The organism is Mycobacterium sp. NBC_00419 (assembly GCF_036023875.1).
Lineage (GTDB): Bacteria > Actinomycetota > Actinomycetes > Mycobacteriales > Mycobacteriaceae > Mycobacterium.
Window position 1 is genome coordinate 3,930,922 of record NZ_CP107931.1, and the last position, 26,781, is coordinate 3,957,702.

25 protein-coding genes and 1 pseudogene are annotated in these 26,781 nt (G+C 67.9%); 15 read left to right on the top strand and 11 right to left on the bottom strand.

Annotated elements, in window-relative coordinates:
- Positions 1-50 precede the first annotated feature (50 nt).
- Positions 51-632 carry a sigma-70 family RNA polymerase sigma factor gene (locus OG976_RS18780; protein ID WP_328351925.1) on the top strand — a complete coding sequence of 194 codons (582 nt, stop codon included), beginning with the start codon at positions 51-53 and terminating at the stop codon, positions 630-632.
- Positions 625-1,950, top strand: a complete 1,326-nt coding sequence (locus OG976_RS18785; RefSeq protein WP_328351927.1) for an anti-sigma-D factor RsdA — start codon at positions 625-627, stop codon at positions 1,948-1,950. The genes OG976_RS18780 and OG976_RS18785 overlap by 8 nt, the downstream gene beginning before the upstream one ends.
- Positions 1,951-1,956: 6 nt before the next feature.
- On the opposite strand, the gene OG976_RS18790 is transcribed toward OG976_RS18785, so the two are convergent.
- Entirely contained in the window at positions 1,957-2,361 is a 405-nt protein-coding gene (locus OG976_RS18790; RefSeq protein WP_328351930.1) for a DUF5319 domain-containing protein, read from the bottom strand.
- A gap of 100 nt (positions 2,362-2,461) precedes the next feature.
- Here OG976_RS18790 and guaB point away from each other — a divergent pair, with 100 nt between their 5' ends.
- The 4 genes from guaB (at position 2,462) to OG976_RS18810 (ending at position 7,249) form a co-directional block, all read left to right on the top strand.
- Complete coding sequence (gene guaB / locus OG976_RS18795; protein WP_328363750.1) at positions 2,462-4,039, top strand: IMP dehydrogenase; 1,578 nt, start codon at positions 2,462-2,464, stop codon at positions 4,037-4,039.
- A 19-nt stretch (positions 4,040-4,058) separates the two neighbouring features.
- Positions 4,059-5,186 carry a GuaB3 family IMP dehydrogenase-related protein gene (locus tag OG976_RS18800; RefSeq protein ID WP_328363752.1) on the top strand — a complete coding sequence of 376 codons (1,128 nt, stop codon included), beginning with the start codon at positions 4,059-4,061 and terminating at the stop codon, positions 5,184-5,186.
- Between the two features lie 246 nt (positions 5,187-5,432).
- Positions 5,433-6,950, top strand: a complete 1,518-nt coding sequence (locus OG976_RS18805) for a class I adenylate-forming enzyme family protein (protein ID WP_328351933.1) — start codon at positions 5,433-5,435, stop codon at positions 6,948-6,950.
- Positions 6,947-7,249, top strand: coding sequence for a hypothetical protein (locus OG976_RS18810; protein ID WP_328351936.1), 303 nt, complete (start codon positions 6,947-6,949; stop codon positions 7,247-7,249). The genes OG976_RS18805 and OG976_RS18810 overlap by 4 nt, the downstream gene beginning before the upstream one ends.
- Before the next feature lie 27 nt (positions 7,250-7,276).
- Here the strand turns inward: OG976_RS18810 and fadD4 are convergent, their stop codons facing one another.
- Both fadD4 and OG976_RS18820 read right to left on the bottom strand, forming a co-directional pair.
- Positions 7,277-8,806: a fatty-acid--CoA ligase FadD4 gene (fadD4, locus tag OG976_RS18815; protein WP_328351939.1), complete on the bottom strand. Its 1,530-nt coding sequence runs from the start codon at positions 8,804-8,806 to the stop codon at positions 7,277-7,279.
- A gap of 4 nt (positions 8,807-8,810) precedes the next feature.
- Positions 8,811-9,221 (bottom strand): acyl-CoA thioesterase, encoded by a 411-nt coding sequence (locus tag OG976_RS18820; RefSeq protein WP_328351942.1) that lies wholly within the window; start codon positions 9,219-9,221, stop codon positions 8,811-8,813.
- Positions 9,222-9,387: 166 nt separating this feature from the next.
- On the opposite strand from OG976_RS18820, the gene OG976_RS18825 reads away from it, so the two are divergent.
- The 3 genes from OG976_RS18825 (at position 9,388) to OG976_RS18835 (ending at position 13,511) form a co-directional block, all read left to right on the top strand.
- Positions 9,388-10,470 carry a CaiB/BaiF CoA transferase family protein gene (locus tag OG976_RS18825; protein ID WP_328351945.1) on the top strand — a complete coding sequence of 361 codons (1,083 nt, stop codon included), beginning with the start codon at positions 9,388-9,390 and terminating at the stop codon, positions 10,468-10,470.
- 22 nt (positions 10,471-10,492) lie between these two features.
- A complete protein-coding gene (locus tag OG976_RS18830; RefSeq protein WP_328351948.1) occupies positions 10,493-11,710 on the top strand; it encodes a CaiB/BaiF CoA transferase family protein in 1,218 nt (405 codons plus the stop codon).
- 64 nt (positions 11,711-11,774) lie between these two features.
- Positions 11,775-13,511: a GMC family oxidoreductase gene (locus OG976_RS18835; protein ID WP_328351950.1), complete on the top strand. Its 1,737-nt coding sequence runs from the start codon at positions 11,775-11,777 to the stop codon at positions 13,509-13,511.
- Here the strand turns inward: OG976_RS18835 and OG976_RS18840 are convergent.
- Complete coding sequence (locus OG976_RS18840; RefSeq protein ID WP_328351953.1) at positions 13,495-14,493, bottom strand: alpha/beta hydrolase; 999 nt, start codon at positions 14,491-14,493, stop codon at positions 13,495-13,497. The genes OG976_RS18835 and OG976_RS18840 overlap by 17 nt on opposite strands.
- A 64-nt stretch (positions 14,494-14,557) precedes the next feature.
- On the opposite strand from OG976_RS18840, the gene guaA reads away from it, so the two are divergent.
- The gene (gene guaA, locus OG976_RS18845; protein ID WP_328351956.1) at positions 14,558-16,126 is read left to right on the top strand and encodes a glutamine-hydrolyzing GMP synthase; all 1,569 of its coding nucleotides are present in this window, start codon (positions 14,558-14,560) and stop codon (positions 16,124-16,126) included.
- 78 nt (positions 16,127-16,204) lie between these two features.
- Here the strand turns inward: guaA and OG976_RS18850 are convergent, their stop codons facing one another.
- The gene (locus OG976_RS18850; protein ID WP_328351959.1) at positions 16,205-17,089 is read right to left on the bottom strand and encodes a fructose bisphosphate aldolase; all 885 of its coding nucleotides are present in this window, start codon (positions 17,087-17,089) and stop codon (positions 16,205-16,207) included.
- 155 nt (positions 17,090-17,244) lie between these two features.
- On the opposite strand from OG976_RS18850, the gene OG976_RS18855 reads away from it, so the two are divergent.
- Together OG976_RS18855 and OG976_RS18860 are read left to right on the top strand one after the other, a co-directional pair.
- Complete coding sequence (locus OG976_RS18855) at positions 17,245-17,931, top strand: hypothetical protein (RefSeq protein WP_328351962.1); 687 nt, start codon at positions 17,245-17,247, stop codon at positions 17,929-17,931.
- Between the two features lie 31 nt (positions 17,932-17,962).
- Positions 17,963-19,513, top strand: coding sequence for a DNA polymerase Y family protein (locus OG976_RS18860; protein ID WP_328363755.1), 1,551 nt, complete (start codon positions 17,963-17,965; stop codon positions 19,511-19,513).
- Here OG976_RS18860 and OG976_RS18865 read toward each other — a convergent pair.
- The 4 genes from OG976_RS18865 to OG976_RS18880 all read right to left on the bottom strand — a co-directional run bounded on the left by OG976_RS18865 (position 19,504) and on the right by OG976_RS18880 (position 23,614).
- On the bottom strand, positions 19,504-20,547 hold the full coding sequence (locus OG976_RS18865; protein WP_328363758.1) for a nucleoside hydrolase: 1,044 nt from the start codon (positions 20,545-20,547) through the stop codon (positions 19,504-19,506). The genes OG976_RS18860 and OG976_RS18865 overlap by 10 nt on opposite strands.
- Positions 20,548-20,622: 75 nt before the next feature.
- Positions 20,623-22,464 (bottom strand): SDR family oxidoreductase, encoded by a 1,842-nt coding sequence (locus OG976_RS18870; RefSeq protein WP_328351965.1) that lies wholly within the window; start codon positions 22,462-22,464, stop codon positions 20,623-20,625.
- 32 nt (positions 22,465-22,496) lie between these two features.
- A complete protein-coding gene (locus tag OG976_RS18875; protein WP_328351968.1) occupies positions 22,497-22,898 on the bottom strand; it encodes an acyl-CoA thioesterase in 402 nt (133 codons plus the stop codon).
- Positions 22,899-22,906: 8 nt separating this feature from the next.
- Positions 22,907-23,614: a histidine phosphatase family protein gene (locus tag OG976_RS18880; RefSeq protein WP_328351971.1), complete on the bottom strand. Its 708-nt coding sequence runs from the start codon at positions 23,612-23,614 to the stop codon at positions 22,907-22,909.
- 92 nt (positions 23,615-23,706) lie between these two features.
- On the opposite strand from OG976_RS18880, the gene OG976_RS18885 reads away from it, so the two are divergent.
- The 3 genes and pseudogenes from OG976_RS18885 (at position 23,707) to OG976_RS18895 (ending at position 25,271) form a co-directional block, all read left to right on the top strand.
- Positions 23,707-24,573, top strand: a complete 867-nt coding sequence (locus tag OG976_RS18885) for a MaoC/PaaZ C-terminal domain-containing protein (RefSeq protein WP_328351974.1) — start codon at positions 23,707-23,709, stop codon at positions 24,571-24,573.
- A gap of 66 nt (positions 24,574-24,639) precedes the next feature.
- Positions 24,640-24,792 (top strand): annotated as a pseudogene (locus tag OG976_RS18890) (type II toxin-antitoxin system VapB family antitoxin); the annotation flags it as partial.
- A 122-nt stretch (positions 24,793-24,914) separates the two neighbouring features.
- Complete coding sequence (locus OG976_RS18895) at positions 24,915-25,271, top strand: VapC toxin family PIN domain ribonuclease (protein ID WP_442930548.1); 357 nt, start codon at positions 24,915-24,917, stop codon at positions 25,269-25,271.
- A 24-nt stretch (positions 25,272-25,295) separates the two neighbouring features.
- Here OG976_RS18895 and OG976_RS18900 read toward each other — a convergent pair whose 3' ends face one another.
- Positions 25,296-26,030, bottom strand: coding sequence for a VIT1/CCC1 transporter family protein (locus OG976_RS18900; RefSeq protein WP_328351980.1), 735 nt, complete (start codon positions 26,028-26,030; stop codon positions 25,296-25,298).
- Positions 26,031-26,046: 16 nt separating this feature from the next.
- Positions 26,047-26,748, bottom strand: coding sequence for a DUF899 domain-containing protein (locus OG976_RS18905; RefSeq protein ID WP_328351983.1), 702 nt, complete (start codon positions 26,746-26,748; stop codon positions 26,047-26,049).
- Positions 26,749-26,781 lie beyond the last annotated feature (33 nt).

A 26,781-nucleotide genomic window follows, 5' to 3' on the forward strand; every position in this document is an offset into this window, starting at 1 on the left:
AATGGCTGCCAGGTAGCGCCCGCTTCGTAACGTTGGAGATATCGCCGTCGATGACAATTCCAGGAGAACGTCTCGACGCCGCCGTTGCTGAGGCAGTGGCCGGTAGTCGGGATGCGCTCCGGGAAGTAGTAGAGACCATCCGCCCCATCGTGGTCCGGTACATCCGGGCTCGCCTGGGGACCACGGAGCGGGTTGGCCTCTCAGCCGATGACGTCGCACAGGAGGTTTGCTTGGCCGCCATTCAGGCGCTGCCGCGCTACCAGGATCAGGGTCGCCCCTTCCTGGCCTTCGTGTACGGCATCGCTGCTCACAAGGTCGCCGACGCTCATCGCGCCGCGGCCCGCAACAAATCCGACCCCACTGAAGTGGTGCCGGAGCGGTACTCGCTGGAAGCGGGTCCCGAGCAAATGGCCGTCCGGGCTGACACCTCCGATCGGATGAACAAGCTGCTGCAGGTGCTGCCCGAGAAGCAGCGCGAGATCCTGATCCTGCGCATCGTGGTCGGGCTGTCGGCCGAGGAGACCGCCGACGCCGTCGGCAGCACCCCGGGTGCGGTGCGGGTGGCTCAGCACCGGGCCCTCGCCAAGCTCAAGTCGGAGATCACCGCGGCCGGGGGTGGCGACTATGCCTGACTTCGGCCGTAGCTCCCGCGGGGACGATCCGTCGCTGGACGCCATCGTGCGCAGCGACCAGTTCCTCGACGCCCTGGCCACCGGTGGCCCGGTCGCGCCGCAGGACAACGCCGACGCCATGCTGGCCTCGCTGCTCGGCGAATGGCGCGAGGAGATGCGCTGGCCGCCGGCCACCGGCCTGATCACCGAACGTGACGCCGTCACGGCGCTGAATTCCGGAATCGTCGAGAAGCGCAAGCAGCGCAGCCCCGGCACCGGGCGCAGCCGGCGCGGCCTGAGCATCGTCGGCGCGGCAGCGGCCGGTGTGCTGGTGTTTGGTGGCTTCGGTGCTGTCGTCTACGGCGCCGGCCCCGGCGATGCGCTATATGGGCTGCACACGATGTTGTTCGGCGAGCCCACGAAGGTCCGCGAGGACCAGGTCTCCCTCGCCTCCGCTGCGGAGCAGCTCAAACAGGTTCAGCAGCTGGTCCAGCAAGGCGACTGGCCTGCGGCCCAGGCCAAGTTGGTCGAGGTCAACAACCAGGTGGCCGGGGTCGCAGACGCGCCGCAGAAGCAGCAGGTGCTCGAGCAGTGGAACGAGTTGGCGGCAAAGGTCGTCCAGCAGGACCCGCAGGCAACCGTCCCGCCGGGCATCACGTTCACCGTGCCGCCGTCAGCGACCGAGCTGGTGCCCGCGGTCGTCACCCCGCCGGAAGGGCCTGAAGTCCCGCCGACCAGCGTGCCGACCCTGCCGTCGATCACCATCTCGACGACGCCGGGAGAGTCCAGCGCGGTCGGAAGTCCGGGCCCGAGCACCTCGGGGGCACCGACGAGCACCGAACCGACCTCGCCGGTGGAGCAGACCGCGCCGCCGACGACCACCGCCGTGCCCACCACGACGGTCCCGTCGACGTCGACCGCCGTGCCCACCACGACGGCGGCGCCTACCACCTCGTCGGCGCCCACCACGACATCGGTGCCCACCACGACGGCGGCACCCACGACGACCGCGGCGACTACGGCCACGAGCACCACCGCCGCGCCCACGACGGCTGCGCCGACCACGACGACGACCAGTGCGGCCGCGGCCGCACAGTCACCGGCGCCGGCGGCTGCGACCACGACGACAGCGCTTGTCCAGCAGTCGGCGGCCACCACCGCGCCGGAGGCCTCCGCGCCCGCGATCGCCTCGACTCCGAGCGTGATCGCGGCGGTGCCCTCAACGGCTGTTCAGGCGCCCAAGACGCAGCCGCAAATCGTGATTACCACCACTGTGGTGCCGATGCCCCAGCTCCCGGCACTCGGCGGGGGCGGAGCCACGCAAAGCGGCGCAGGCTGATCTAAATCAGCGGAAGCCGTCGTAGTCCGACGTCGCCTCGTTCAGCGACGCGTCGGCGTATCCACGGCAGTAGTCCCACGTGACGTACGCGTCGGGTTCAGGGTCATAGGCCGGCTCGTGCGGGCGAACGGTGCCGTCGACCAGGAGCTGAAGAAGGTTGGCGCGCAACATATCCCAGTCGTGATAGTGGTCCTGCTGGCATTCGTCACAGCACACCACCAGGCCGCGGATGCCCTTGTGGGCGAGCAGCGCCTCGTAGACCGCGAGATCGGCCAGATCTGCCTCCACGGCGGCGCGCTCCTGCTGGTCGAGCGGCTGACCGGGTTCCAGCGCATCGAGCGCCGCAGACGGATCGCACGGGTCGTCGGCGAACGGATCTGGCGGCAGGCCTGGTGGAAGGTGGTCGCGCACGACTCCACCCTAGCCAGCGCGGCGGGTATCGCGCCAGGGAACGCCTACCCGAGCCGATAGGATGGTGCTCTCATTCCGCCAGCTGATGGGGGCCCCACCGATGTCCATTGCCGAAGGCAGTACCGGCCGCATCGACGGCCTCACCGAGCGTCTGGAGCACCTGGTGTACGACCCCGTCTTCACCGGGGGTGACGATCCGCACAAGGTCGCGATGCTGGGGTTGACGTTCGACGACGTCCTGCTGCTGCCGGCCGCCTCCGACGTGGTGCCCGCCAATGCCGACACGTCCAGCCAGCTGACCAAGAAGATCCGCCTGCGGGTGCCGCTGGTCAGCTCGGCCATGGACACCGTCACCGAGGCCCGGATGGCCATCGCGATGGCACGCCAGGGCGGGATGGGCGTCCTGCACCGCAACCTGTCGATCACCGAACAGGCCGGCCAGGTCGAGATGGTCAAGCGCTCCGAGGCGGGGATGGTCACCGACCCGGTCACCTGCTCGCCGAACAACACCCTGGCCGAGGTCGACGCCATGTGCGCCAGGTTCCGCATCTCCGGCCTTCCGGTCGTCGACGAAAACGGATCCCTGGTGGGCATCATCACCAACCGCGACATGCGGTTCGAAGTCGACATGGACAAGCCGGTCGCCGAGGTCATGACCAAGTCGCCGTTGATCACCGCCCAGGAGGGTGTCAGTGCTGACGCCGCGCTGGGCCTGTTGCGGCGCAACAAGATCGAGAAACTACCGATCGTCGACGGCCACGGGCGGCTGACCGGACTGATCACCGTCAAGGACTTCGTCAAGACCGAGCAGCACCCGCTGGCCACCAAGGACAGTGACGGTCGGCTGCTGGTCGGCGCGGCCGTCGGCGTGGGCGACGACGCGTGGGATCGCGCCATGGCGCTGGCCGACGCCGGCGTCGACGTGCTCGTGGTCGACACCGCGCACGCCCACAACCGCCTGGTGCTCGAGATGGTCGGCAAGGTCAAGGCAGAGGTCGGCGACCGCGTCGAGGTCATCGGCGGCAACGTGGCGACCCGCAGCGCGGCAGCCGCGCTGGTCGCCGCCGGCGCCGACGCCGTCAAGGTCGGTGTGGGCCCCGGCTCCATCTGCACCACCCGCGTCGTGGCCGGTGTCGGGGCACCCCAGCTCACGGCGGTTCTGGAAGCCACCGCGGCCTGCGCACCGCACGGTGTGCCGGTGATCGCCGACGGCGGTCTGCAGTACTCCGGCGACATCGCGAAAGCGCTGGCCGCGGGCGCCTCAACGGCGATGCTCGGCTCGCTGCTGGCCGGCACCTCCGAGGCCCCCGGTGATCTGATCTTCGTCAACGGAAAGCAGTTCAAGAGCTATCGCGGCATGGGCTCGCTGGGTGCCATGCAGGGCCGCGGCGCCGCGAAGTCCTATTCGAAGGACCGCTACTTCCAGGACGACGTGCTCTCCGAGGACAAGCTGGTGCCCGAGGGCATCGAGGGCCGGGTCCCGTTCCGCGGTCCGCTGTCCACCGTGATCCACCAGCTGACCGGCGGCCTGCGCGCCGCGATGGGCTACACCGGTGCGGCCACCATCGAGGCGCTGCAGCAGGCGCAGTTTGTGCGGATTACGGCGGCGGGCCTCAAGGAGAGCCATCCGCACGACATCCAGATGACCGTCGAAGCGCCCAACTACTACGCCCGCTAGGGGTCGAGCAATGCGTGACATGGTGGAAATCGGCATGGGCAGAAACGCCCGCCGCACATACGAACTCGACGACATCAACATCGTGCCGTCGCGTCGCACCCGGTCCTCCCAGGACGTCTCGACAGCCTGGCAGCTCGACGCCTACCGCTTCGAGATCCCGGTCGTCGCGCACCCGACCGACGCGTTGGTCTCCCCGGAGTTCGCCATCGAACTCGGGCGCCTGGGCGGTCTAGGTGTGCTCAACGGCGAGGGCCTGATCGGCAGGCACGCCGACGTCGAAGCCAAGGTCGCCCAGGTGATCGAGGCCGCTCAGAAAGAGCCCGAGCCGTCGACGTCGATCCGGCTGCTGCAACAGCTGCACGCCGCACCGCTGGATCCTGAGCTGCTCGGGGCGGCGGTTGCCCGCATCCGTGAGGCCGGTGTGACCACCGCGGTGCGGGTGAGCCCGCAGAACGCCCAGCTCCTCACACCGACGCTGGTGGCCGCGGGGATCGACCTGCTGGTCATCCAGGGCACGATCATCTCCGCCGAGCGGGTTGCCAACGACGGTGAGCCCCTCAACCTCAAGACCTTCATCTCCGAACTCGACATCCCGGTCGTCGCCGGTGGTGTGCTCGACCACCGCACCGCGCTGCACCTGATGCGCACCGGAGCGGCCGGCGTCATCGTCGGCTATGGGTCCACCTCCGGGGTCACCACCAGCGACGAAGTGCTGGGTATCAGCGTGCCGATGGCCACCGCGATCGCCGACGCGGCTGCTGCCCGGCGGGAGTACCTGGACGAGACCGGCGGGCGCTACGTGCACGTACTGGCCGACGGCGACATCCACACCTCCGGTGACCTCGCCAAGGCGATCGCCTGCGGCGCCGACGCGGTGGTGCTCGGAACGCCCCTGTCGGCGTCGGCCGAAGCCCTCGGCGACGGCTGGTTCTGGCCGTCGGCAGCAGCCCATCCGTCGCTGCCGCGCGGTGCACTGCTGCAGGTCGCGGTGGGTGAGCGGCCGTCGCTGGACCGGGTGCTCAACGGGCCCTCCGACGATCCGTTCGGCGCACTGAACCTCGTCGGCGGGCTGCGCCGGTCGATGGCGAAGGCGGGCTACTGCGACCTCAAGGAATTCCAGAAGGTCGGCCTGACCGTCGGCAGCTGAGGCTTTCGTCCGCGCAGAAGGGTCGCGGTGAAAACGCGGTGTCGCCCCTCAGGACCCTTCGCGCAGCTACTAAGCTGGTATAACTGTCTAACGAATTAGCGTCCCGGTCGACGGCCGGGAAGGGCTTGCCGCCCATGGTGTCTCGGTGATCCGACACACCAGCTGACGGTCAGTGTCTGCGTGGATGAGGTGCCTTTTGTCTTCCCCATCGGGTCTGCTTGTGGTCACGCGTAGCAGCGAGGTCGTGTGAGCATTTCGTTGCTGCTGGACATGGCCCAGGGCGGCGGGCTGGCAGACCCTGACCTCACCGCAATCGTGTCGGGAGATCTTCGGCTGTCGGTGACCGAACTCGGTGCGTTGGCCGATGGCGGTGCGGGCGTGGTGGCGGCCTCCGGTGCCGGGCACGTCGCCTACGTCGGCACCGGCGGTGCGCTGTTACCGCTGTTGTTGTTTGCCTCTGCGCGTGCGGCGGTGCCGTTCACGCCGCTCAACTACCGGCTCTCGGCGGAGAACTTGCGCACGTTGATCGGCAGGTTGCCGGAGGCCTTGGTGGTCGTCGATGACGAGTACCGGAACGCGGTCGGTGACTCGGGTAGGCAGGTAATCACCTCAGCTGAGTTTGTCGCCTCGGCCCGAACCGCCGATCCAGTCGCAGGCGCGGCCGAGCCGGACCCTGATTCCGTCGCGGTGGTGTTGTTTACCTCGGGCACCACGTCGGCTCCGAAAGCCGTTGAGCTGTCACATTACAACCTGACCAGCTACATCATGGGCACCGTCGACTTCGACTCCGCTCAACCTGGCGACGCCGCCTTGATCTGCGTGCCGCCGTACCACATCGCCGGTGTCTCGGCGGCGCTGTCTAATCTGTACGCCGGGCGCCGGATGGTCTACCTCACGGCGTTCGATGCGGCCCAGTGGGTGCGACTGGTCGATGCCGAGGGGGTGACGTCGGCAACGGTCGTCCCGACGATGCTCGATCGCATCGTCACCGCGTTGGACGCTGCGGATACGAGGCTTCCGACGCTGCGCTCGCTGGCCTACGGTGGCTCGAAAGTCGCGCTACCCCTTGTCCGTAAGGCGCTGAATCTGCTGCCCGACGTCGGATTCGTCAATGCCTACGGACTCACCGAAACCAGTTCCACCATCGCGGTGCTCACGCCCGAGGACCATCGGGTGGCTTTCGTGGCCGATGACCCGAATGTGTTGCGGCGGTTGGGTTCGGTGGGACGTCCGGTGCCCACGATCGAGGTACAGGTCCGTGGTGAGGACGGCACCGTTCTCGGTCCGAACGAGACCGGAGAGTTGTTCGTCCGGGGTGAACAGGTGTCGGGTCGCTACACCGGGATCGGCTCGGTGCTCGACGATGAGGGCTGGTTCCCGACGAAGGATGTCGCCTATCTCGACGAGGATGGCTACCTGTTCATCGGCGGCCGATCCGATGACACGATCATCCGCGGCGGCGAGAACATCGCCCCGGCGGAGATCGAAGATGTCCTGGTTGAGCACCCCGATGTGCACGAGTGCGCCGTGGTCGGTGTCGAGGATCCGTCGTGGGGTCAGATCATCGTCGCCGTCGTCGTTCCGGCCGTCGGGGCTGCACCTGATGCGGAGGGTGTGCGAGAGTTCGTCCGCGCTCAGCTGCGGGGCTCACGCACTCCCGACCGCGTCGTCTTTCGAGAAGAGCTGCCCACCAACGCCACCGGCAAGGTCCTGCGGCGCGACCTCGTGCGCGAGCTCAACGAATCCGCAAAGGAGTCAGTGTGATCAAGAACGGCAGTCGCCTGCAGAGCCAGGTGTGCGATACCCAGGTCATCGTGGTGCGCAGCACCGAGGCGCTCGACGACCTCCGCATCGGTGGTGCGCCGGCTGTTCCGGTCGGCACGGAGAAGAGCGGGGACCTCGCGCTGGACGACGCGTTTGCGGCCGGTGCGTTGATGGGCAAGCGCTACGTCCATACCGATGGTGCTGAGCTGCTGGTGACCAAGGCCGGCAAGGGGTCGTTGAGCGTGGGTTCGACGGCGCTGGAGCTCAAGGAAGCCAAGCCGCTTCCCGCCAGTGACTGACGACGTCGCGGAGAAGGCGCTGACCGCCTACTGTGTTGCCGCGCTGTACTTTTCGATGAGCGATTGCTTGTAGAGTTTGCCGGCATCGGTTCGCGGGAGATGGTCCTCGAACCAGATGTGGCGCGGGCACTTGAAATGAGCGAGTCGCTCGCGCAGCCACTGCGCCAGTTCGTCGGCGAAGACTTCGCTGGCATCGCCCGGGGTGACTGTCTCCACCACGGCGGCGACTCGCTGCCCCATCTCGGCATCAGGAATCCCGAAGACGGCGGCGTCGGCGACCTGAGGGTGGCTGACGAGCAGGCTTTCGGCTTCCTGGGGGTAGATGTTCACCCCGCCGGAGATGATCATGTGGTGCCGGCGATCGCTGAGGTAGAGGTAGCCGTCCTGGTCGAGATGTCCGACGTCGCCGACGGTCGCCCATCCGGTCTGGTTGTGGGAGGCAGCCGTCTTGGCTTGGTCATTGAGATAGTCGAACGCGTAGCCGCCCTCGAAGTACACATCGCCGACCTGGCCGACAGGTAGCTCGCAGCCGTCCTCGTCGAGGATGTGTGGCGTGCCCAGAATCGCGCGACCTACCGAACCCGGGTGGTCCAGCCACTCCGGGGCGGTGATGAACGTGATGCCCGCGCCCTCTGATGACGAGTAGAACTCGTCGATGATGGGTCCCCACCATTCGATCATCTGGCGCTTGATCTCGGGCGGGCACGGTGCCGCGGCGTGCACGACGCGCCGCAGGCTCGACAGGTCGTAGGAGTCGCGGACCTGCTTGGGCAGCTTCAGCATTCGCACGAACATCGCCGGAACGAACTGGCCATGGGTGATGCCGTAGCGCTCGATGCAGGCCAATGTCTGCTCTGCGTCGAACTTTTCGAGGACCACCGTGGTGGCGCCAAGGGCCTGCACGCACATCGACCAGACCGACGGGGCTGTGTGGTAGAGCGGCGCGGGGCTCAGGTAGACCGATTGTGCGGTGACGCCAAGCGCGCCCAGCAGCGGGGTCAGCGGGTTGGGTGCTTCAGCCGGAGTGAGGTGCGGGAGCGCGCGCCGGATACCTTTTGGCCGGCCCGTGGTCCCGGACGAGTACTGCAGCAGGTCGCCTTCAGATTCGTCAGCGACGGGACTGACCGGTTCGGCGGCAACCGCATCGGGATAGCAACTCCACCCGGGCAGCGCGGGTGCGGTGATCAGTCTGAGTTCGGGGGCGACCCCGCTCAGATAGTCATCGAGCGAACGGCACTGCTCGCTCATCGTGGCGGAGGCGACGATCGCTGTGGCGCCGCTGTTGGACAGGATGTATCCGATTTCGGCTGGTGTCAGATGGGTGTTCACCGGGACGTAGTACAGCCCCGCACGCCGGGCCGCCCACATGACTGCATGCATGTGCTCGTTGTTCTCCATGAGCACCGCGACGGTGTCGCCGTGTCGCAGCCCGTGCCGGCGCCAGTAGTGGGCCAGTTGGTTGGCCCGGGCTTCGAGCTGTGTGAACGTCACCTGCCGAGCCGATGGGTGCAGGATGACCGCGGGTGTGTCAGCTGCGCAGTGCTCGCGAATCTGCATGGCGCTAGCGAACTGCCGACTCGGTGCTGAGGCTGTTCAGTGTGGCCAACTCGGCCTCAGACCATGGGCGGGGCCGTTGCTGTGCCTGGTCGAGGACCACCTGCACGGTGCGCACGGTGGCGCAGGCGCGTCCGGTATCGGTCGCGATTGTGTTCAGGGTGGTAAACGATGTTCTGCCAATCGATTCCACCCGCGCGGTCACCTCAAGGGTGTCGGTCACCACAACGGAGCTGTGATAGTCGACGCCGTTGTGCACGACGACGATGTGAGCCCAGGCATCCGGCAGCGCCTGCTGGAGAAAGCGAGCCCTGGCCTCCTCCGCGTACACCAGGAACACGTTGTTGTTGACGTGCCCGACCGGATCGAGGTCAGTCCAGCGAGGCTCGATCCGCAGGGGTGGCGGCAGCTCTATCACGCAAAATAATCTACCGCAATATGTCGTGAGTCGGATACCGGCCGAGGGGGCTGAAACTCGGATTCCAAGCGGAATCCGGCAGCCTGAAATAGGCAGACTATTACGCTACTTGGATGACTGCAGGAGACACTTGCGGCGGGAAGCGATCACCCCAGTGGATGAAATCATGACCGGGCCGCTGAACGGCCTGCGTGTCGTCGAACTGGCCGGAATCGGTCCGGGGCCGCACGCCGCGATGGTCCTCGGTGACCTCGGCGCCGATGTCGTGCGCGTCGAGCGTCCGGCCGGAGAGCCGATGCCCGCCAACGATCTGATGCTGCGTAGCCGACGCGTCGTGGTGGCCGATCTGAAGAGTGACGAGGGTCGCGACCTGGTGCTGCAACTCGTCGCCAAGGCCGATGTGCTGATCGAGGGGTATCGACCCGGCGTAACCGAGCGGCTGGGACTGGGTCCCGAGGATTGCGCCAAGGTCAACGATCGACTGGTCTACGCCCGGATGACGGGCTGGGGCCAAGACGGTCCCCGCGCGCAGCAGGCCGGGCACGACATCAACTACATCTCCGTCAACGGCATCCTGCATGCCATTGGACGCAAGGGTGAAAGGCCGGTACCGCCGCTGAATCTGGTCGGTGATTTCGGTGGGGGATCGATGTTCCTGCTCGTCGGGATCTTTGCCGCGCTGTGGGAGCGCCAGACGTCCGGCAAGGGACAGGTTGTCGATGCCGCCATGGTCGACGGGTCATCGGTGCTGGCGCAGATGATGTGGAGCATGCGCAGTCTCGGCGTATGGGACGACCGGCGTGGGGTCAACCTGCTCGACTCGGGCGCACCGTTCTACGACACCTACGAGACGGCCGATGGCAAGCACGTTGCCGTCGGCGCGATCGAGCCCCAGTTCTACGCCCAGCTGGTGGCCGGTCTGGGTCTGGATCCGGCGGCTCTTCCCGCCCAGAATGACGTGACCCGCTGGGCAGAACTGCGGCAGACGCTCGCCGATGCCTTCCGTGCCCGTGATCGTGACCACTGGGCGGCCGTTTTCGACGGCACCGACGCATGCGTGACGCCGGTTCTGAGTTTCGGTGAGGCCGAGACCGAAGCGCATCTCGTCGCGCGCGGCACGCTGTTCGGTTCGGGCCAAGGCATCCAACCGATGCCCGCGCCGCGATTCTCCCGCAGCCACCCCGGTACGCCGGCCCCGCCGGGCGGTTCGGAGGTCGCGGCCGCAGGTGTTCTGCGGGAATGGAATTAGTGTCTCTGACGAGAGGTTTGTCGTGTCCAACCTGCTAGATGGAGTGCGCGTAATCGAATCGGCAGTACTGCTCAACGGTGACACCGTGGGCATGCTGCTCGGTGATCTGGGCGCCGATGTGATCAAGGTCGAGTCACCACCTGCCGGCGACTACCTGCGTTACTTTCTCGGCCAGATCGTCCCGGGTGTGAGCGTGCCGCACGCTCAGGTCAACCGGAACAAGCGCTCGGTGCTGTTGGATCTGAGAGACGACTCCGACCGGGAGACGTTCTGGCGTCTCATCGACACCGCCGACATCTTCGTCGACGGCAACCGGCCCGGTGTATGCGACAAGTTGGGAGTGGGGCCAGACGCGATGCGCGCCCGTAAACCAAGCCTGGTCTATGTGCAGCACACCGGTTTTGGTGCCACCGGCCCGTACGCGAACATTCCGACCCATGGGATGCTCATGAACGCGCTGGTGGGTGCCCACGCAGTGCAGCGCGGCGACGACGGGCTGCTTGAGAAAGGGTCCTTCGAACAGGACGGGGCCAATCTCGGCGGCGAGGCGACCAGTGTGGGTGCTCTCCATGCCGCACTTCATGCCGTTGCGGCGCTGTACCGGGCCAGGGAGACCGGTGTCGGCGCCTACGTCGACGTCGCGGGTTCGGATGCGACCGCAATGACGGCGTGGGTGGCAATGGCATTGCAGCGCAACGACCATCGCATCACCGACCGGTCTGGAATGGCCACCAGATCCGGCGGCGAGATGACGGGGTCGCGATACCAGTTCTACGAGACCTCCGACGGCAGGGTCGTGTTGTTCGGCTGTATCGAGCAACGCTTCTGGGACAAGTGGGCAGCGGCCGCGGGGCGCGAGGATCTGATCGGGCGACAAGCGGACACGTCCAATGGCTCGGTCGACTGGGGCGATGAGGCCGAACGCCACCTGATTGCCGAGGTGATCGCCACCAAGACGCTGGACGAGTGGCTGGCTCTGGCCGCCGAGCACGGCTTCGCGCTCGGCGCGGCCCACCAGAGGGTCGAGGAGGTCGCTGCCGATCCGCACATCGCCGGCCGCAATGTCTTCGTCGAGGGTGAGCACCCGGTGGCGGGACCGATCTCCTACGTCGGATCGGCAGCCATCGTCGACGGCGAACCCTTCACGGTGCGTCGGCACGCTCCCGCGCCCGGTGAACACACCGACGAGGTGCTCGCCGAACTGGCAGGTGACCAGGGGTTGAACGTCACGTCGAAGTGACTGAGGCGGGACGTTAGCCCGCCCTATCTAGCTTGTTACCCGTCAGTAAGTTCATACTGGACCGATGGAACCGGATTTCGACGTCCTCATCATCGGTTCGGGCTTCGGCGGCAGCGTCAGCGCCCTGCGGCTCACGGAGAAGGGCTACTCGGTCGGCGTGCTGGAGGCGGGCCGCCGCTTCGCCGACCACGAGTTCGCCAAGACCTCGTGGCGGTTGCGTGAGTTTCTGTGGGCGCCGCGCCTGGGCTGCTACGGAATCCAGCGAATCCACCTGCTGCGCAACGTGATGATCCTGGCCGGGGCAGGTGTCGGCGGTGGGTCGCTGAACTACGCCAACACCCTCTACGTGCCACCGGCCCCGTTCTTCAACGACCCGCAGTGGAAGAACATCACCGACTGGCGCGGCGAGCTGATGCCGCACTACGACCAGGCCCAGCGGATGCTCGGCGTGGTCAAGAACCCGACCTTCACCGACGCCGACCGCATCATGAAGGAAGTGGCCGACGAGATGGGTGTCGGCGACACCTTCACCCCTACCCCGGTTGGGGTGTTCTTCGGGCCGAACGGCGAGAAAGCCCCGGGCAAGACCGTGCCCGACCCCTACTTCGGCGGCGTCGGACCGGCCCGCACGGGTTGCATCGAGTGCGGCGAATGCATGACGGGGTGCCGGCACGGCGCCAAGAACACCCTGGTCAAGAATTACCTCGGTTTGGCCGAAAAGGCTGGGGCACAAGTCTTTCCGATGACCACGGTGACGGGCTTCGAGCAGCGTGCCGACGGCACCTGGGAGATTCACACCGTGCGCACCGGACGGTGGGCCCGCAGGAGCGCCCGTACGTTCACCGCCCGTCAGCTGATCCTGGCGGCCGGCACGTGGGGCACCCAGAACCTGCTGTTCAAGATGCGCGACACCGGCAAGCTGCCCAAGCTGTCGGACAAGCTCGGTGTGCTCACCCGCACCAACTCCGAGTCCATCGTCGGCGCCGGCCGACTCGAGGCGCGTCCGGATCTGGACCTGACGCACGGCGTGGCGATCACCTCGTCGATCCATCCCACCCCCGACACCCACGTCGAACCCTGCCGCTACGGCAAGGGCTCCAACGCGATGGGTCTGCTGCAGACGCTGATGACCGACGGCCCCGGCCCGAAGGGCAGCGACGTGCCCCGCTGGAAGCAGCTGTTCATCAATGCCGGGGAGGACCCGCGCGGCATGCTGCGCATGCTGTCCCCGCGGCGCTGGAGCGAACGGACCATGATCTCGCTGGTGATGCAGCACCTGGACAACTCGATCACCACCTACACCAAGCGCGGGGTGCTGGGCTTGCGCCGGATCACCAGCAAGCAGGGCCACGGCGAGCCGAACCCGACGTGGATTCCGGTCGGCAACCAGGTGACCCGCCGGATCGCCGAGAAGATCGACGGTGTGGCCGGCGGAACGTGGGGCGAGCTGTTCAACATCCCGCTCACCGCGCACTTCCTCGGCGGTGCGGCGATCGGCGAGACCCCCGAGCGCGGCGTCATCGACCCCTATCAGCGGGTGTACGGCTATCCCACGCTGCACGTGATGGACGGTGCGGCCATCTCGGCTAACCTCGGCGTCAACCCGTCACTGTCGATCACCGCGCAGGCCGAACGCGCGGCGTCGTTGTGGCCCAACTCCGGCGAGGACGACCTGCGGCCCGCCCAGGGCCAGGCCTACCAGCGGCTGAACCCGATTGCCCCCAAGAACCCGGTCGTTCCCGTCGACGCGCCGGGCGGGCTGCGTCATCTGCCGATCACACCGGTCAACTCGGCGGGTTGAGATACGTCCGCAGGTGCTCGGCCACTCCGCGACGAAAGTCCTTCATAGCCGGGTGTTTTGCCGCCAGGCCGTCGGCGCCGTGGTACATACCGGCGACGGTGACGAGTTCACATGCGACGCCGGCGGCCGTCAAACGCTGCGCGTAGTCGACTGATTCGTCGTAGAAGAGGTCGAGGTCGCCGACACCCACCCAGGCCGGGGCCAGACCGGAGAGGTCCTCGCGGCGGGCCGGCGCGGCATACGCCGGTGCGTCCGACATCCGCGGCGGCCGGCCCAGATAGGCCGTCCAGCCGAACCTGTTGGATTCCGGTGTCCACAGGAATCGGCCACGTCCGCCGCTGTCGCGCAGGACGGTGCGGTCGTCGAGCATCGGGTAGATCAGCGCCTGGGCACGCAGCGCGATGCCCTCGTCGTGCGCCCGTTGCGCGACCGCCGCCGACAGACCGCCACCGGCACTTGATCCGGCGACGGCAATCCGGTCCGGGTCGAGACCGAGTTCGTCGGCGTTGTCGCGCATCCAGTTCAAGGTCGCCATGCAGTCGTCGAGCGCGGCCGGGAAGGGATGCTCAGGAGCCAGGCGGTAGTCCGGTGAGACGACGACGGCATCCAGTTGGCGGGCGAGCGCACCACTGCCCATGGCTTCGGTCTGGGGCGAGCCGGTGATCATGCCGCCGCCGTGGATGTAGAGGACCGCGGGCCGGGTGTGGGCCCCGGACGGTGCCGTCGGCGCCAGCACGAGGACGGGCAGCCGTCCGTCGATGGAGCGGCGGGTCATCGCGACCCCCGGTCCCGGTCGGGTGGACACCCGGTAGCCCAGCCTGCTCGTTCGCAACGAGCGTGGCGTCACATCCATCGTCAACAGCGGCAACAGCGGACTGCGAAGGTCCACGGGTACCGCGGCCACTGCCGCCCTGGTCGTCCAGTACCGGCGCGCCGTCACTGCCATTGCGCCGACAGCCAGGCCGGCCAGCACCTTCTTCATGAGCCGAAGGCTACCTTCGGCCGACCGGACGGCTGGGCGCGAGCGCCGCCACTAGACTGAGCCGGTGACAGCTGAATCTCCCCGCCCTGTGTTGGTGGTCGACTTCGGTGCCCAGTACGCCCAGCTGATCGCCCGCCGCGTCCGCGAGGCCCGGGTGTTCTCCGAGGTCATCCCGCACACCACGACCGTCGAGGAGATCAAGGCCAGGGACCCGCAGGCGATCGTCCTGTCCGGCGGACCGGCCAGCGTGTACGCCGAGGGCGCGCCGCAACTCGACCCCGCCCTGTTCGACCTCGATGTGCCGGTGTTCGGCATCTGTTACGGCTTCCAGGCCATGGCGCAGGCGCTGGGGGGCACCGTCGCACACACCGGTACCAGCGAATACGGCCGCACCGAGATGGAAGTCGTTGGTGGGGAACTGCATTCGGGTCTGCCCGGCAAGCAGCCGGTGTGGATGAGCCACGGCGACGCGGTGACGTCGGCACCCGAGGGCTTCGAGGTCGTCGCCGTCAGCTCCGGTGCGCCCGTCGCGGCGTTCGAGCACCGCGCCCGCAGGCTGGCCGGTGTGCAGTACCACCCCGAGGTCATGCACAGCCCGCACGGCCAGCAGGTGCTCAGCCGGTTCCTGCACGACTTCGCCGGCATCGGGGCGGCCTGGACGCCGGCCAACATCGCCGAGTCGCTCATCGAGCAGGTGCGCGAGCAGATCGGTGACGGCAAAGCGATCTGCGGGTTGTCCGGCGGTGTGGACTCCGCGGTGGCCGCCGCGCTGGTGCAGCGGGCCATCGGTGACCGTCTGACATGTGTGTTCGTCGACCACGGCCTGCTGCGCGCCGGTGAACGCGCCCAGGTGCAGCGCGACTTCGTCGCCGCGACCGGTGCCCGGCTGGTCACGGTTGACGCCGAAGAACGCTTCCTGGAAGCACTTTCGGGCGTGCACGACCCGGAGGGCAAGCGCAAGATCATCGGCCGTGAATTCATCCGAGCCTTCGAGGGCGCGGTGCGCGATCTGCTGGCCGAGGGTGACTCCGACGGCCACCCCGTCGACTTCCTGGTGCAGGGCACGCTGTATCCCGACGTCGTCGAGTCCGGTGGCGGTACCGGCACGGCGAACATCAAGAGCCACCACAACGTCGGTGGCCTGCCCGCCGACCTGAAGTTCAAGCTCGTCGAGCCGCTGCGGCTGCTGTTCAAAGACGAGGTCCGCGCGGTCGGCCGTGAACTCGGCCTGCCGGAGGACATCGTTGGCCGCCAACCCTTCCCGGGACCCGGCCTGGGTATCCGGATCGTCGGCGAGGTGACCGCGGGCCGCCTGGACACCTTGCGGCGCGCGGATCTGATCGCCCGCGAGGAACTCACCTCGGCCGGACTGGACGGCCAGATCTGGCAGTGCCCGGTGGTGCTGCTGGCCGACGTGCGTTCGGTCGGTGTGCAGGGCGACGGGCGTACCTATGGCCACCCGATCGTGCTGCGGCCGGTGTCCAGTGAGGATGCGATGACCGCGGACTGGACCCGGGTGCCCTACGAGGTGCTCGAGCGCATCTCGACCCGGATCACCAATGAGGTCCCCGAGGTGAACCGGGTGGTGCTCGACGTCACGAGCAAGCCACCCGGCACCATCGAGTGGGAGTAGACGAAGAGCGTCTACGTTGACATGGCACTGAGAGCGAGATTCCTGCTTGGATGTCGCTCTGAGTGCCTTCTCAACGGCCTAAGTCCCTGAGGCAGCGGCTATTTCGGCGATCGCTGCATCCAGGGTCTTGTCGAACTCGGCGTCGCTCTGCTGGGCGGTCAGGCCCTCGGTGAGTGCCCGCGAGAAGCTGGCGATCACACCGTGGTTGCGAGACAACCGCTCGCAGGCCTCGGCGCGGGTATAGCCGCCGGAGAGCGCGAGCACCCGCATCACCTTCGGGTGCTCGACCAGATCGCGGTAGAGGTCGTCGGTGTCGGGCAACGTCAGCTTCAGCATCACCTGCCGGCCCTTGCCGAGCGCGCCGAGGCGGCGCAGGATCGCGGTTTTGAGCTGGTCCTCGGCGGCAGCCTTGTCGGGGGAGTGGATGTCGACCTCGGGTTCGATGATGGGCACCAGGCCGGCGGCCAGGATCTGGTCGGCCACCTCGAACTGCTGGTCGACCACCGCGTCCAGCCCACCGCCGGGGAGCTTGATGACCGAGCGCATCTTGGTGCCGAAGATGCCCTTGTCCACCGCGCGCGCCAGCAGATCCGCGAGGCCGCCGATCGGCTTCATCACCTGCGCGCCGTCCTCTTCGGCTTCTAGGCCCTTGTCCACTTTCAGGATCGGCACGACCTTCTTGACGTTCCACAGGTAGTCGGCGCTGGCGCGGCCCTCGATGTCGCGGTCCATGGTGTCTTCGAACAGGATCGCGGCCAGGATGCGGTCACCGCCGAAGCTGCTGCTGGTGATGATCCGGGTGCGCATCTGGTGGACCAGGTCGAACATCTGCTCGTCCCCGGAGTAGGCGTCCTCGGCGATGCCGTAGAGCTTCAGCGCCTTCGGGGTACTGCCGCCGCTCTGGTCCAGCGCGGCGACGAAGCCGTCGCCGTGGGCGATCGTGCCGGCCTGCTCGGTATTCATCGTTTCATCGTGCCTGCGAATGCCGGGTTGGTGCGCCGAATCAGCCGATGTGAGGACATCGCGATCGCTTGACGCTGTCGGTGGGCGGGTGTTTACTCACAGTATCGAACATACTTTCGAACATAGTGGATCTCGATCGCAGGTGGAGGTGGGCGATGACGGCGGCGCTTGCCCGGGAAGAACATCGATTTAACCGTGCTGAGCAGCTACAACAGCTCCGCAAGCAGATGGCGGCGGTGTCCGGCAAGGTCGGTGTCACCCGGCAGGCCGCTGAGCACACCGACGAGGTGCTCCCGACGTCAGAATGTTTGCTGCCGATCCCTGAATCGCTGGCTGGACTGCTTCCCGGGGGGTTGCCGCGCGGTGCGGTGGCGGTGGTCTCGGGAGCCAGGTCGTTGCCGGTGAGCATGGCCGCTGCGGTGACCGCGGGCGGCGGTCATGTCGCGGTGGTCGGGGTGCCGGATTTCGGCTTGCTCGCCGCCTCGGAGATGGGTGCGGACCTGAGCCGGATTGCGGTGATCCCCGATCCCGGCACCGACCCCGTCGAGGTGGCCGCGGTGTTGATGGACGGCATGGATCTGGTGGTGCTCGGCCTGGCCGGCCGTACAGTCACCGCCACCCGGGCGCGGGCCGTGGTGGCGCGGGCCCGGCAGAAGGGCTGCACCCTGGTGGTCGTGCGGGGGGAGTGGCAAGGTGCCTCGATCCGGCTCGACGCGCGGGTACGTGGCTACGAGATGACCGCCGGGCGCAGTGGTGTCCCGGTGCCGGGCTGCGGGCGGATCAGCCGAGTGCGGTTGTCGGTCCGGGCCAGCGGGCGCTCCATCCGGTCGAGGACCGGCTGACGTGACAGCCCGGGTCCTGGCGATCTGGTGCATGGACTGGCCCGCGGTCGCCGCGGCGGTGGCGGCGGGGCTCGAGGCCACCGCACCGGTGGCGGTCACCCTGGCCAACCGGGTGATCGCCTGTTCGTCGGGGGCACGCGCGGCCGGGGTGCGCCGCGGGCTGCGGCGGCGCGAGTCGCAGGCCCGCTGCCCGCAGTTGCATGTGGTCGCCGCCGACCCGGCGCGGGACGCGCGGTTCTTCGAAGGGGTGACGGCCGCGGTCGACGAGGTGGTGCCCCGCGCCGAGGTGCTGCGGCCAGGCCTGCTGGTGTTGGCAGTCCGCGGTGCGGCCCGATACTTCGGCTCCGAGCAGGGCGCCGCCGAACGGCTGGTCGACGCGGTCGCCGCGGCCGGTGCCGAATGTCAGGTGGGGATCGCCGATCAGTTGGCGACGGCGGTGTTCGCCGCCAGGGCCGGGCGGATCATCGAACCCGGTGGGGACGCGGAGTTCCTCTCGGCGCTGTCCATCCGGCAGCTCGCCACCGAGCCGAGCCTGTCGGGCCCCGGCCGTGACGACCTGGCCGACCTGTTGTGGCGGATGGGCATTCGCACCCTGGGTCAGTTCGCCGGGTTGTCCCGCAGCGATGTGGCCTCCCGGTTCGGAGCCGACGCGGTGGCCGCGCACCGATTGGCGCGCGGCGAGCCGGTGCGCGGGCCGTCGGGCCGTGATGTGCCTGCCGAACTCGACGCCGTGCTCGACTGCGATCCGCCCATCGAGCGGGTCGACGCCGCCGCCTTCGCGGGCCGGACGCTGGCCGCTGCCCTGCACCGCAGCCTGGAGTCTGCCGGTGTCGGGTGCACCCGGCTGGCCATCCACGCCGTCACCGCCAACGGCGGTGAACTGACCCGGGTGTGGCGGTGTGCCGAACCGCTGACCGAGGATGCCACCGCCGACCGGGTGCGCTGGCAACTCGACGGCTGGCTCACTTCCCGGCGGGCTACCGACCGGCCGCGCGCGCCGGTGACGATGTTGCGGCTGCAACCGGTGGAAGTTGTTTCCGCAGAAGCACTTCAGCTGCCGCTGTGGGGCGGCGTAGGGGAGGAAGACCGGCTTCGGGCCCGCCGGGCACTGGTCCGCGTGCAGGGGCTGCTGGGCCAGGAGGCCGTCCAACTGCCGGTCCTGTCCGGTGGCCGTGGGCCCGCCGAGCGCATCACCTTGACCCCGCTGGGTGGCGAGGTGGTGCCCAGGGCCGACCCCGACCGCCCGTGGCCGGGCCGGCTTCCGGAACCGGCGCCGACCGTTCTGCTCGACGACCCGGTGGAACTCCTTGACGCCCAAGGTAACCCTATCCGAGTGACATCGCGTGGGATGTTCACCGCCGAGCCGGCTCGGCTCGACGGCCAGTACCGCGGCGAGCTGAGGTGGTGGGCCGGGCCGTGGCCGGTGGACGAACGGTGGTGGGACCAGGCCGATCAACCCCATACCGGACACACGGCGCGGGCCCAGGTGCTGGTGGGCGGGCAAGCCGGTGAGGAATCGGGGACCGCGCTGCTGCTGTGTTATCGGCAGCGCCGGTGGTACCTGGAGGGGGTTTACGAATGACCGAGCGCTCGGGCGAACGGCCCCACCCGTTCGATGAACCGGTCGAAAAAGGCCGCCGGGTCCACGTCAACACCGATGTGCGCGTTGGGTTCCCGTCCCCAGTGGCGGCTCCAGTCCGCGATCGTCATGGCCCGGGTCAGCGTCCCGGTCAGTTCCACGTCGACGGTTGCCGCCCTGGTGCCGATGATGCCCGGGTCCAATGCGACGGCTGCTGCCAACGGGTCGTGCAGGTGGGCCAGAAACCCTTCACCCTGGTCGAAGTGGAACTCGAAGTAGAACCGCATCGCGTCCTCGAGTGCGCGAATCAGCGGGTTATCGGCCACCGACCGGGTTCCCCTGGCGTCGAGCACACTCATCGCCACCGTCGTCGATCCCGCCGCACCGGCCAGACGGCTCAGGATCGTCGGTGTCAGTGCGATGTTCTCGGTCAGGTTCAGTCCGCACACGATCGGAAGTTGATGCGGTTCAATCGTATTCGACTCCACAGCCCGCCCCCAGGCACTGAACACCTCGGCGGCGGCCTCCGGGTCGACGCTGATGTTCCACTCGGCCACCGGTGTGGTGTTGCCGCGGTAGTCGAAGGATCCGCCCATGATGACCAGGCGCCGCAGCAGCGACGGCAGTTGCGGCTCGGCCCGCACGGCCAGCGCGAGGTTGGTCAGCGGGCCGGTCACCAACCCGATCAGTTCACCGGGGTGGGCGTGCGCGGCTGCGACCCACGCCTCGGCCGAGTCGTAGGACGTCAGTTCGCGGCTGTGAGCGGGTAAGTCGGCATAGCCCAGGCCCGCCGGGCCGTGGGTGTCCTCGGCGGTGCGCATCGTGTCAGCCAGCGGCTGCTCGGCGCCCCGCGAGACCGGGATGTCGCCGGCCCGGCACAGCTCCAGCAGCCCGAGGTTGTTGCGGCAGACCTGGTCGACGTCGACGTTGCCGCCCGTGGAGGCGATCCCCACCAACTCGGCATCGGGACTGGCGAGCAGATAGACCACGGCCATCGCATCGTCGACGCCGGTGTCCACATCGGCGAAGACGGGCAGCCCTGCAGCCCTGTCGTCCCCCGTCACCGCGGTAACGATACCGGCCTACCCGGCACTACGTGCTTGGGCGGCACCTCACCAGTGCACGCCCGGCACCAGTCGCACCGCCCGTTTGACGGGCCGGGGTGTGCGCAGCCGGACGGCCCGGCGGCGCGGGAGGCTCGGTGCCGGCCGTGCCGGCGGTGGAGGCGGCGTTTCACCGCGGGCGGCAGGGGAGTCGGGGTAGCCGAGGTAGAGCTGATGCAGGGCCCGCCGGGCCAGCTTGGGTGTGAAGTACTGGCCGACGTCGGCCAATGTGCCCAGCGGGGTATCGATGCGCACCGGCTTGTCGACCAGGGCGCGCACCACCATCGCGGCGGCGTGCTCGGCGCTGATCGGCGGCACCGGATTGCGCCATCCCGACGGCGCGATCATCGGCGTCTTCACCAACGGCATGTGAATCGTCGTGAATGTGATGTTGTCCGAGAGGGTTTCGGTTGCCACCACGTCGGCGAACGCATCGAGTGCAGCCTTGCTCGGCAGATATGAGCTGTACTTCGGGTTGCGTGCCTGCACCCCGGCGCTGGACACGTTGACCACATGCCCGAACCGGCGTCTGCGCCAGTGCGGCAGCAGTGCCAGCACCATCCGTACCGCACCGAAGTAGTTGACCGCCATCACCCGCTCGTAGTCGTGCATACGGTCGGTCGACGCGCTCACCGAACGGCGGATCGACCGGCCGGCATTGTTGACCAGATAGTCGACGTGGCCGAAGCGGTCCAGGATCTCGGCGATCGTCGCGTCCACCGATTCGTCGTCGGTGACGTCGCAGCTGAAGCTGTACGCCTGACCGCCGTCGGCGCGGATCTCCGCCACCAGTTCGTCGAGCGCCGCACCGTTGCGCGCCAGCGCGAACACCGTGGCACCACGCTGTGCCACCGCGACCGCCGACGCGCGGCCGATGCCGCTGGATGCGCCGGTGATGATGACGTGCCTGCCCACCAGCGGCCCGGCCGGGTCGCCGGTGCGTGTCTGTTTCGGATCGAGGTGCTCGGCCCAGTAGCGCCACAGTGCCGGGGCGTACGAGCGGAACGTGGGTGGATGAATGCCACTCGGCGTCAATGCTTCTCGCGTGGCGTCCGTGGTGAACCTGGTCGGCGTATCGGCCGAATCCAGTGCCTCGGGCGGGACACCGAGCTGGGTTGCGGCCATGTCCCGCAACACTTTTCCTCGCCCGCGTGCACCCAAAACCGGACCGCCGATGGCTCGGGGCAGTGACCCGCGCACCGGCGGAAGACCCGCCTGGCGCGCCACCGCACGGTAGACCTCCCGCAGTCCGACCGTATCGGTCGCGGTGAGGTGGAACGTCCGCCCGTCGTAGCCGTCGGTGTGCATCAGTTCGACCAGGGCGTCGCAGACGTAGTCCACCGGCACCACGTTCACCCGGCCGATGTCGGGCAACAGGATCGGCGTGATCGCCGGCAGCACGGACAGCCTGGCCAGCAGGGGAAAGAAGTGCAGCGGACCGACGATCCGGTCGGACTCTCCGCTCTGTGAGTCGCCGACGACGACGCCCGTCCGGTAGATCCGGAAGTCGACCTCGCCCGTGCGGACCAGATGTTCGGCGGCGAACGCGCCGCGGTGGTGGGCGCTGGGTAACTGCTGGCCGACGTCGAAGTCGTCCTCGGTGAACTCGCCCCGATAGTCACCGGCGACCGCGATCGACGACACGTGGTGCAGCCGGGCTCCCGATGCGCGAGCCAGCGCGAGCGCCGCCTCGGTGGAACCTGGTGCGCAGTTGACGACGTGATCGACTGGTCCGGTGTCGCCGTCGTCGCAGAGTTCCCACACCAGTACGTCGGCGTCGTCGAGTTCGGTCAATCGGGCCGCGACCCGGCGTCCAAGAAACCCGGTACCGCCGGTAACGACATAGCGCATGGTGGACATCGTGACCGGCCTGCAGCCTGCGGTCAAGACGCGGCGGCAACCTCGTCGCGGAACCAGTCCGGCCACTGCTGCTTCTCGAACGTCGTCGCATCCACGCAGACGTGGATCATCGTCGCCTCGGCCACCACGTCCTCGCCGCGCCGGATCACGTAGGTGCTGCGCAGCGACGTCCGGCCGGGCGGGTCGAGGGTGACCTCGATGACCAGGTCGTCATCGAACCCGGCCGGGCGGCGGAACTGCAGCTCGGCGGCGGCCACCACCACGTCGATACCGCGTTCCACCAGGATCTGGATGCCGCCCACGAGCTCGCGCAGAGCTTCGGTGTGGGCCATGTCGACCCAGGTCAGATAGTGGCCGTTGAAAGCCCGGCCCTGCATATCGCACTCGACGTAGCGCACGCGCAACGGCATGCTGAAGTTGGCCACACCGGAGCTTAGAACTCGGTGATTCCGTCCCAATCCACCAGCGTCCACCCGTCGACGGGGTTACCGGTGATCACGACCCGGCCCGTGTTGGGCAGCGGGTGGTCGCTGGCGAGGCTGTCCTTGCCGTTGCGCACGTTCAGCAGCGTCCACAGCATGATCGAGGCGGCGCTGGAGAACGCGACGGGCTTTTTGTCACCGCTTTCGTAGATCCGCTGCACCGCGGCGGTGAACTTGCCGTTGAACTCGGTGCCGCTGACCGATCCCGGAATGCTGAAGTTGGTGAAGCCGCGCATCCAGTCCATCGGCGCCACCATGTACGTCGCGGCGGCGCTGTCCATCTTCTGGCCGTTGAACCAGCCGGCGGAGATCTCGTTGAGTCCGGGCAGCACGTTGACCGGTTCGTTCAGCGCCTTCGACATCGGTGCCGCCGTCTGCTGCGTGCGGACCATCTCCGAGGCGTAGATCCCGTCGTAGTCATTGCTTTTCAGCCGATTGGCCACCGAGGTGGCCTGTTGCTCACCGGCCGACGTCAGCGACGGACCGGGCACCGAGGTATCGATGATCCCGTCCTTGTTCGCCTGGGACTCCCCGTGCCGGATGAAGGTCAGGGTGATCGTCCGCTCCTTGGGAGCCGAAGAGCTGCAGGAGGCGACGAGAACCATCGCCATCAGGGCGGCCAGGACCGCGACAAGAGACCGGAGACGCGAACGATGCATGCCAATAGCGTGCCTTGTCCCCGGCTTCGGCGTGCGAGATTTTCCGGAGTGCGACTATTGAGCCGATCATCGGAGACCCCAGGAGCGGCGCAATGGCACTTGACCCCACGGCAATCGGAGCAGTGACCGAACCTCACCTCTACGAGTGGACCGAACGCGACACGCTGCTCTACGCCCTGGGTGTGGGCGCCGGCGTCGACGATCTGGCGTTCACCACCGAGAACAGCCACGACATCGCCCAGCAGGTACTGCCGACGTTCGCGGTGATCTGCTGCACGGGCTTCGCCGCGGTCGGCAAAGTGGGCTCGTTCAACTTCGGCCTACTGCTGCACGGCTCCCAGGAGATCCGCCTTCACAAGCCGCTGCCCGCGTCCGGCTCGCTGTCAGTGGTGGGCGAGGTGGCCGACATCCAGGACAAGGGCGAGGGCAAGAACGGCATCGTCATGCTGCGCGGCAAGGGCACCGACCCGGCCACCGGCGAGCTCGTTGTCGAGACGCTGTCCACCGCGGTGATCCGCGGGGCCGGTGGTTTCGGCGGCCAGCCCGGTCAGCGGCCGGCCGCCCCGGAGTTCCCCGACCGTGAGCCCGACGCCCGCATCGTCTCGCCGACCCGCGTGGACCAGGCGCTGCTTTACCGGCTCTCCGGTGACCGCAACCCGCTGCACAGCGACCCGTGGTTCGCCCGCGAGATGGCCGGCTTCCCGACGCCGATCCTGCACGGGTTGTGCACCTATGGCTTCGCCGGGCGTGCGCTGCTGGCCGAACTGGCCGGCAATGACGCCTCGAAGCTGACGGCGGTGGCCGCGCGGTTCTCCGCTCCGGTGTTCCCCGGCGAGACGCTGACGACCTCCATCTGGCGCACCGAGGCGGGCAAGGCCATCTATCGCACCGAGGCGGCCGGGCCCGACGGCGCAGGTGCCCGGGTGGTGCTCGACGACGGCGTCGCCGAGTATCTCTGACCCGCGGACCTGCACTTTGTTGGCGATGTATGCTGACTGCATATATCGCCAACAAAGGAGTCCGTCGTGGCTGTGACTCAGATTGACCTCGACGACGACGCGTTGGCCGCGGTCATGCGGATCGCTGGCGTGCATACCAAGAAAGATGCCGTCAATCTCGCGATGCGCGACTACGTCCAACGGTTCAGAAGGGTCGAAGCGTTGGCCCGGTCCCGCGAGCAGGCCAGCGGCTGGGACTACGACGGCTGGCTCGCCGCACGAGCCGATGAGAAGGCACTCGGAGGTTGATCTCCTTCCTGGTCGATTCCTCTGCAGTCTGGCGTCTCCAGCGGCAACAGAATCTGGCCGAGGTGTGGACGGATGCACTCATCAGTGGTGCCGTCGGGTCATGTGAACCGCAACGAGCAGAGTTCCGCCGGTCAGCCCGCAATGCCGATGAGGTCGATCAGATGAACCAGATGTTCAGCGACGTCTACCCCGATGTGCCGGTGCCAAAGTCCGTGTGGCGGTGGATCGATTCCGCGCAGCACCGACTGGCCCTCGCGGGCGCGGTGCGCGCTCTTTCGGTTGTCGATCTACTCGTCTGTGGCACTGCGGCTGTCAACGGATTGATAGTCCTGCATGACGACGCCGACTATGAACTGGCCGCGCGCCACCTTCCCGACGTCCACGCGCGGCGAGTCGTCGATCCGCGTTGACCAGCGGCGCCGTCGCCGACGGGCCTAGCCGACGACGCCACCGACCAGGTGGCCGATGCCGAAGGTGATCGCCATCGCCAGCGCTCCGCCGATGACCACCCGCTGAATCGCGCGTGGGACATTGGCGCCGCCGAGGCGGGCACTGATCCACCCGGTGAAGGCCAGGGCGACGAGCACGCCGGCGAAGGTGATCGGGACGCGCATCGACGGCGGCGGCAGCAGGATCGCCAGCAGCGGCAGGATCGCCCCGACCGTGAACGCGACGGCCGAGGAGATGGCGGCCTGCCACGGATTGGTCAGTTCCTCGGGGTCGATACCGAGTTCGATGTCGATGTGCGCGGCGAACGCGTCATGGTCGGTGAGTTCCTCGGCCACGGTGCGGGCGGTGGCCGGCGACAGTCCCTTGGCCTCGTAGAGGGCAGCCAACTCTTCGAATTCGGCGGCCGGCTGGGTGTCGAGTTCGCGGCGTTCCTTGTGCAGCAGCGCCTTCTCGGTGTCGCGCTGGGTGCTCACCGAGACGTACTCACCGACGGCCATCGATAGCGCGCCCGCCGCCAGCGCGGCGATGCCTGCGGTGAAGATCGGGCCGCGCTCCGCCGTGGCGGCGGCCACCCCGACCACGATGCCCGCTGTCGACACGATGCCGTCGTTGGCGCCGAGCACTGCGGCGCGCAGCCAGTTCAGCTTGCTGCCGACGCCGCTGTGGTGCGGCTCGGCGGGATGCAGTTGTGGATCAGTTGAATCGGGTGTCGCGGTCACGGGGAAAGCGTAGACCTCAGACCTTGTCTCCGTAGGCCGCGGCGATGTCCTGGGAACCTGACCAGCCCGAGTAGGTCGGCCGCTGCGGCCATCCGTCGGGGGAGTCCTGCCATTCCTCCTGCCGGCCGTACGGCAGCAGGTCGATCAGGGCGAAGGAGTGACTGAGCTGCTCGGTGCCGCGGCCATTGGTATGCCATGTCCGGTAGACGGTTTCGCCGTCGCGCAGGAAGACGTTGACCGCGAAACCCGCACCGGGGCCGGCATCGACATCGGCGCCGAACGAACTCTCCGACGAGGAGTACCAGTCCATCGTGTTGCCGACCCTCTTCTTGTAGGCCAGCGCCTCCTCGATGGGTCCATTGGTGACGATGACGAAGCGGGCGTCGTAGTTGTCCAGGAACTCCAGCCGGGTGAACTGGGAGGTGAAACCGGTGCAGCCAGGGCATTGCCACTGCTCGCCGTCGGTCCACATGTGGTTGTAGACGATCAGCTGCGAGCGGCCGTCGAACACCTCGGCCAGACACACCGGCCCGTCCGCGCCGATCAGGACGTACTGCGGCATCTCGACCATCGGCAGCCGACGGCGCTGGGCGGCGATGGCGTCGAGTTCGCGGGTTGCGGCTTTCTCCCGTGCGCGCAGCTCATCGAGTGCGGTGCGCCAGTCCTGCTGGTCGACGACCGGTGGTAGAGCTGTCTTCGGTGGTGCGGTGTCGGTCACGATGAATCCTCCTGTTCCGGGGTCTTCTCTCTA

What these genes read in the sequence shown, in the direction of transcription:
- OG976_RS18835 (WP_328351950.1), top strand. Translation starts at nt 11,775, where the DNA reads ATGGAACCGGATTTCGACGTCCTCATCATCGGTTCGGGCTTCGGCGGC.
- OG976_RS18880 (WP_328351971.1), bottom strand. Translation starts at nt 23,614, where the DNA reads ATGCATCGTTCGCGTCTCCGGTCTCTTGTCGCGGTCCTGGCCGCCCTG.
- OG976_RS18825 (WP_328351945.1), top strand. Translation starts at nt 9,388, where the DNA reads ATGACCGGGCCGCTGAACGGCCTGCGTGTCGTCGAACTGGCCGGAATC.
- OG976_RS18855 (WP_328351962.1), top strand. Translation starts at nt 17,245, where the DNA reads ATGACGGCGGCGCTTGCCCGGGAAGAACATCGATTTAACCGTGCTGAG.
- OG976_RS18800 (WP_328363752.1), top strand. Translation starts at nt 4,059, where the DNA reads ATGGTGGAAATCGGCATGGGCAGAAACGCCCGCCGCACATACGAACTC.
- guaB (WP_328363750.1), top strand. Translation starts at nt 2,462, where the DNA reads ATGTCCATTGCCGAAGGCAGTACCGGCCGCATCGACGGCCTCACCGAG.
- fadD4 (WP_328351939.1), bottom strand. Translation starts at nt 8,806, where the DNA reads ATGCAGATTCGCGAGCACTGCGCAGCTGACACACCCGCGGTCATCCTG.
- OG976_RS18850 (WP_328351959.1), bottom strand. Translation starts at nt 17,089, where the DNA reads ATGAATACCGAGCAGGCCGGCACGATCGCCCACGGCGACGGCTTCGTC.
- OG976_RS18785 (WP_328351927.1), top strand. Translation starts at nt 625, where the DNA reads ATGCCTGACTTCGGCCGTAGCTCCCGCGGGGACGATCCGTCGCTGGAC.
- OG976_RS18870 (WP_328351965.1), bottom strand. Translation starts at nt 22,464, where the DNA reads ATGCGCTATGTCGTTACCGGCGGTACCGGGTTTCTTGGACGCCGGGTC.
- OG976_RS18840 (WP_328351953.1), bottom strand. Translation starts at nt 14,493, where the DNA reads ATGAAGAAGGTGCTGGCCGGCCTGGCTGTCGGCGCAATGGCAGTGACG.
- OG976_RS18885 (WP_328351974.1), top strand. Translation starts at nt 23,707, where the DNA reads ATGGCACTTGACCCCACGGCAATCGGAGCAGTGACCGAACCTCACCTC.
- OG976_RS18780 (WP_328351925.1), top strand. Translation starts at nt 51, where the DNA reads ATGACAATTCCAGGAGAACGTCTCGACGCCGCCGTTGCTGAGGCAGTG.
- OG976_RS18860 (WP_328363755.1), top strand. Translation starts at nt 17,963, where the DNA reads ATGGACTGGCCCGCGGTCGCCGCGGCGGTGGCGGCGGGGCTCGAGGCC.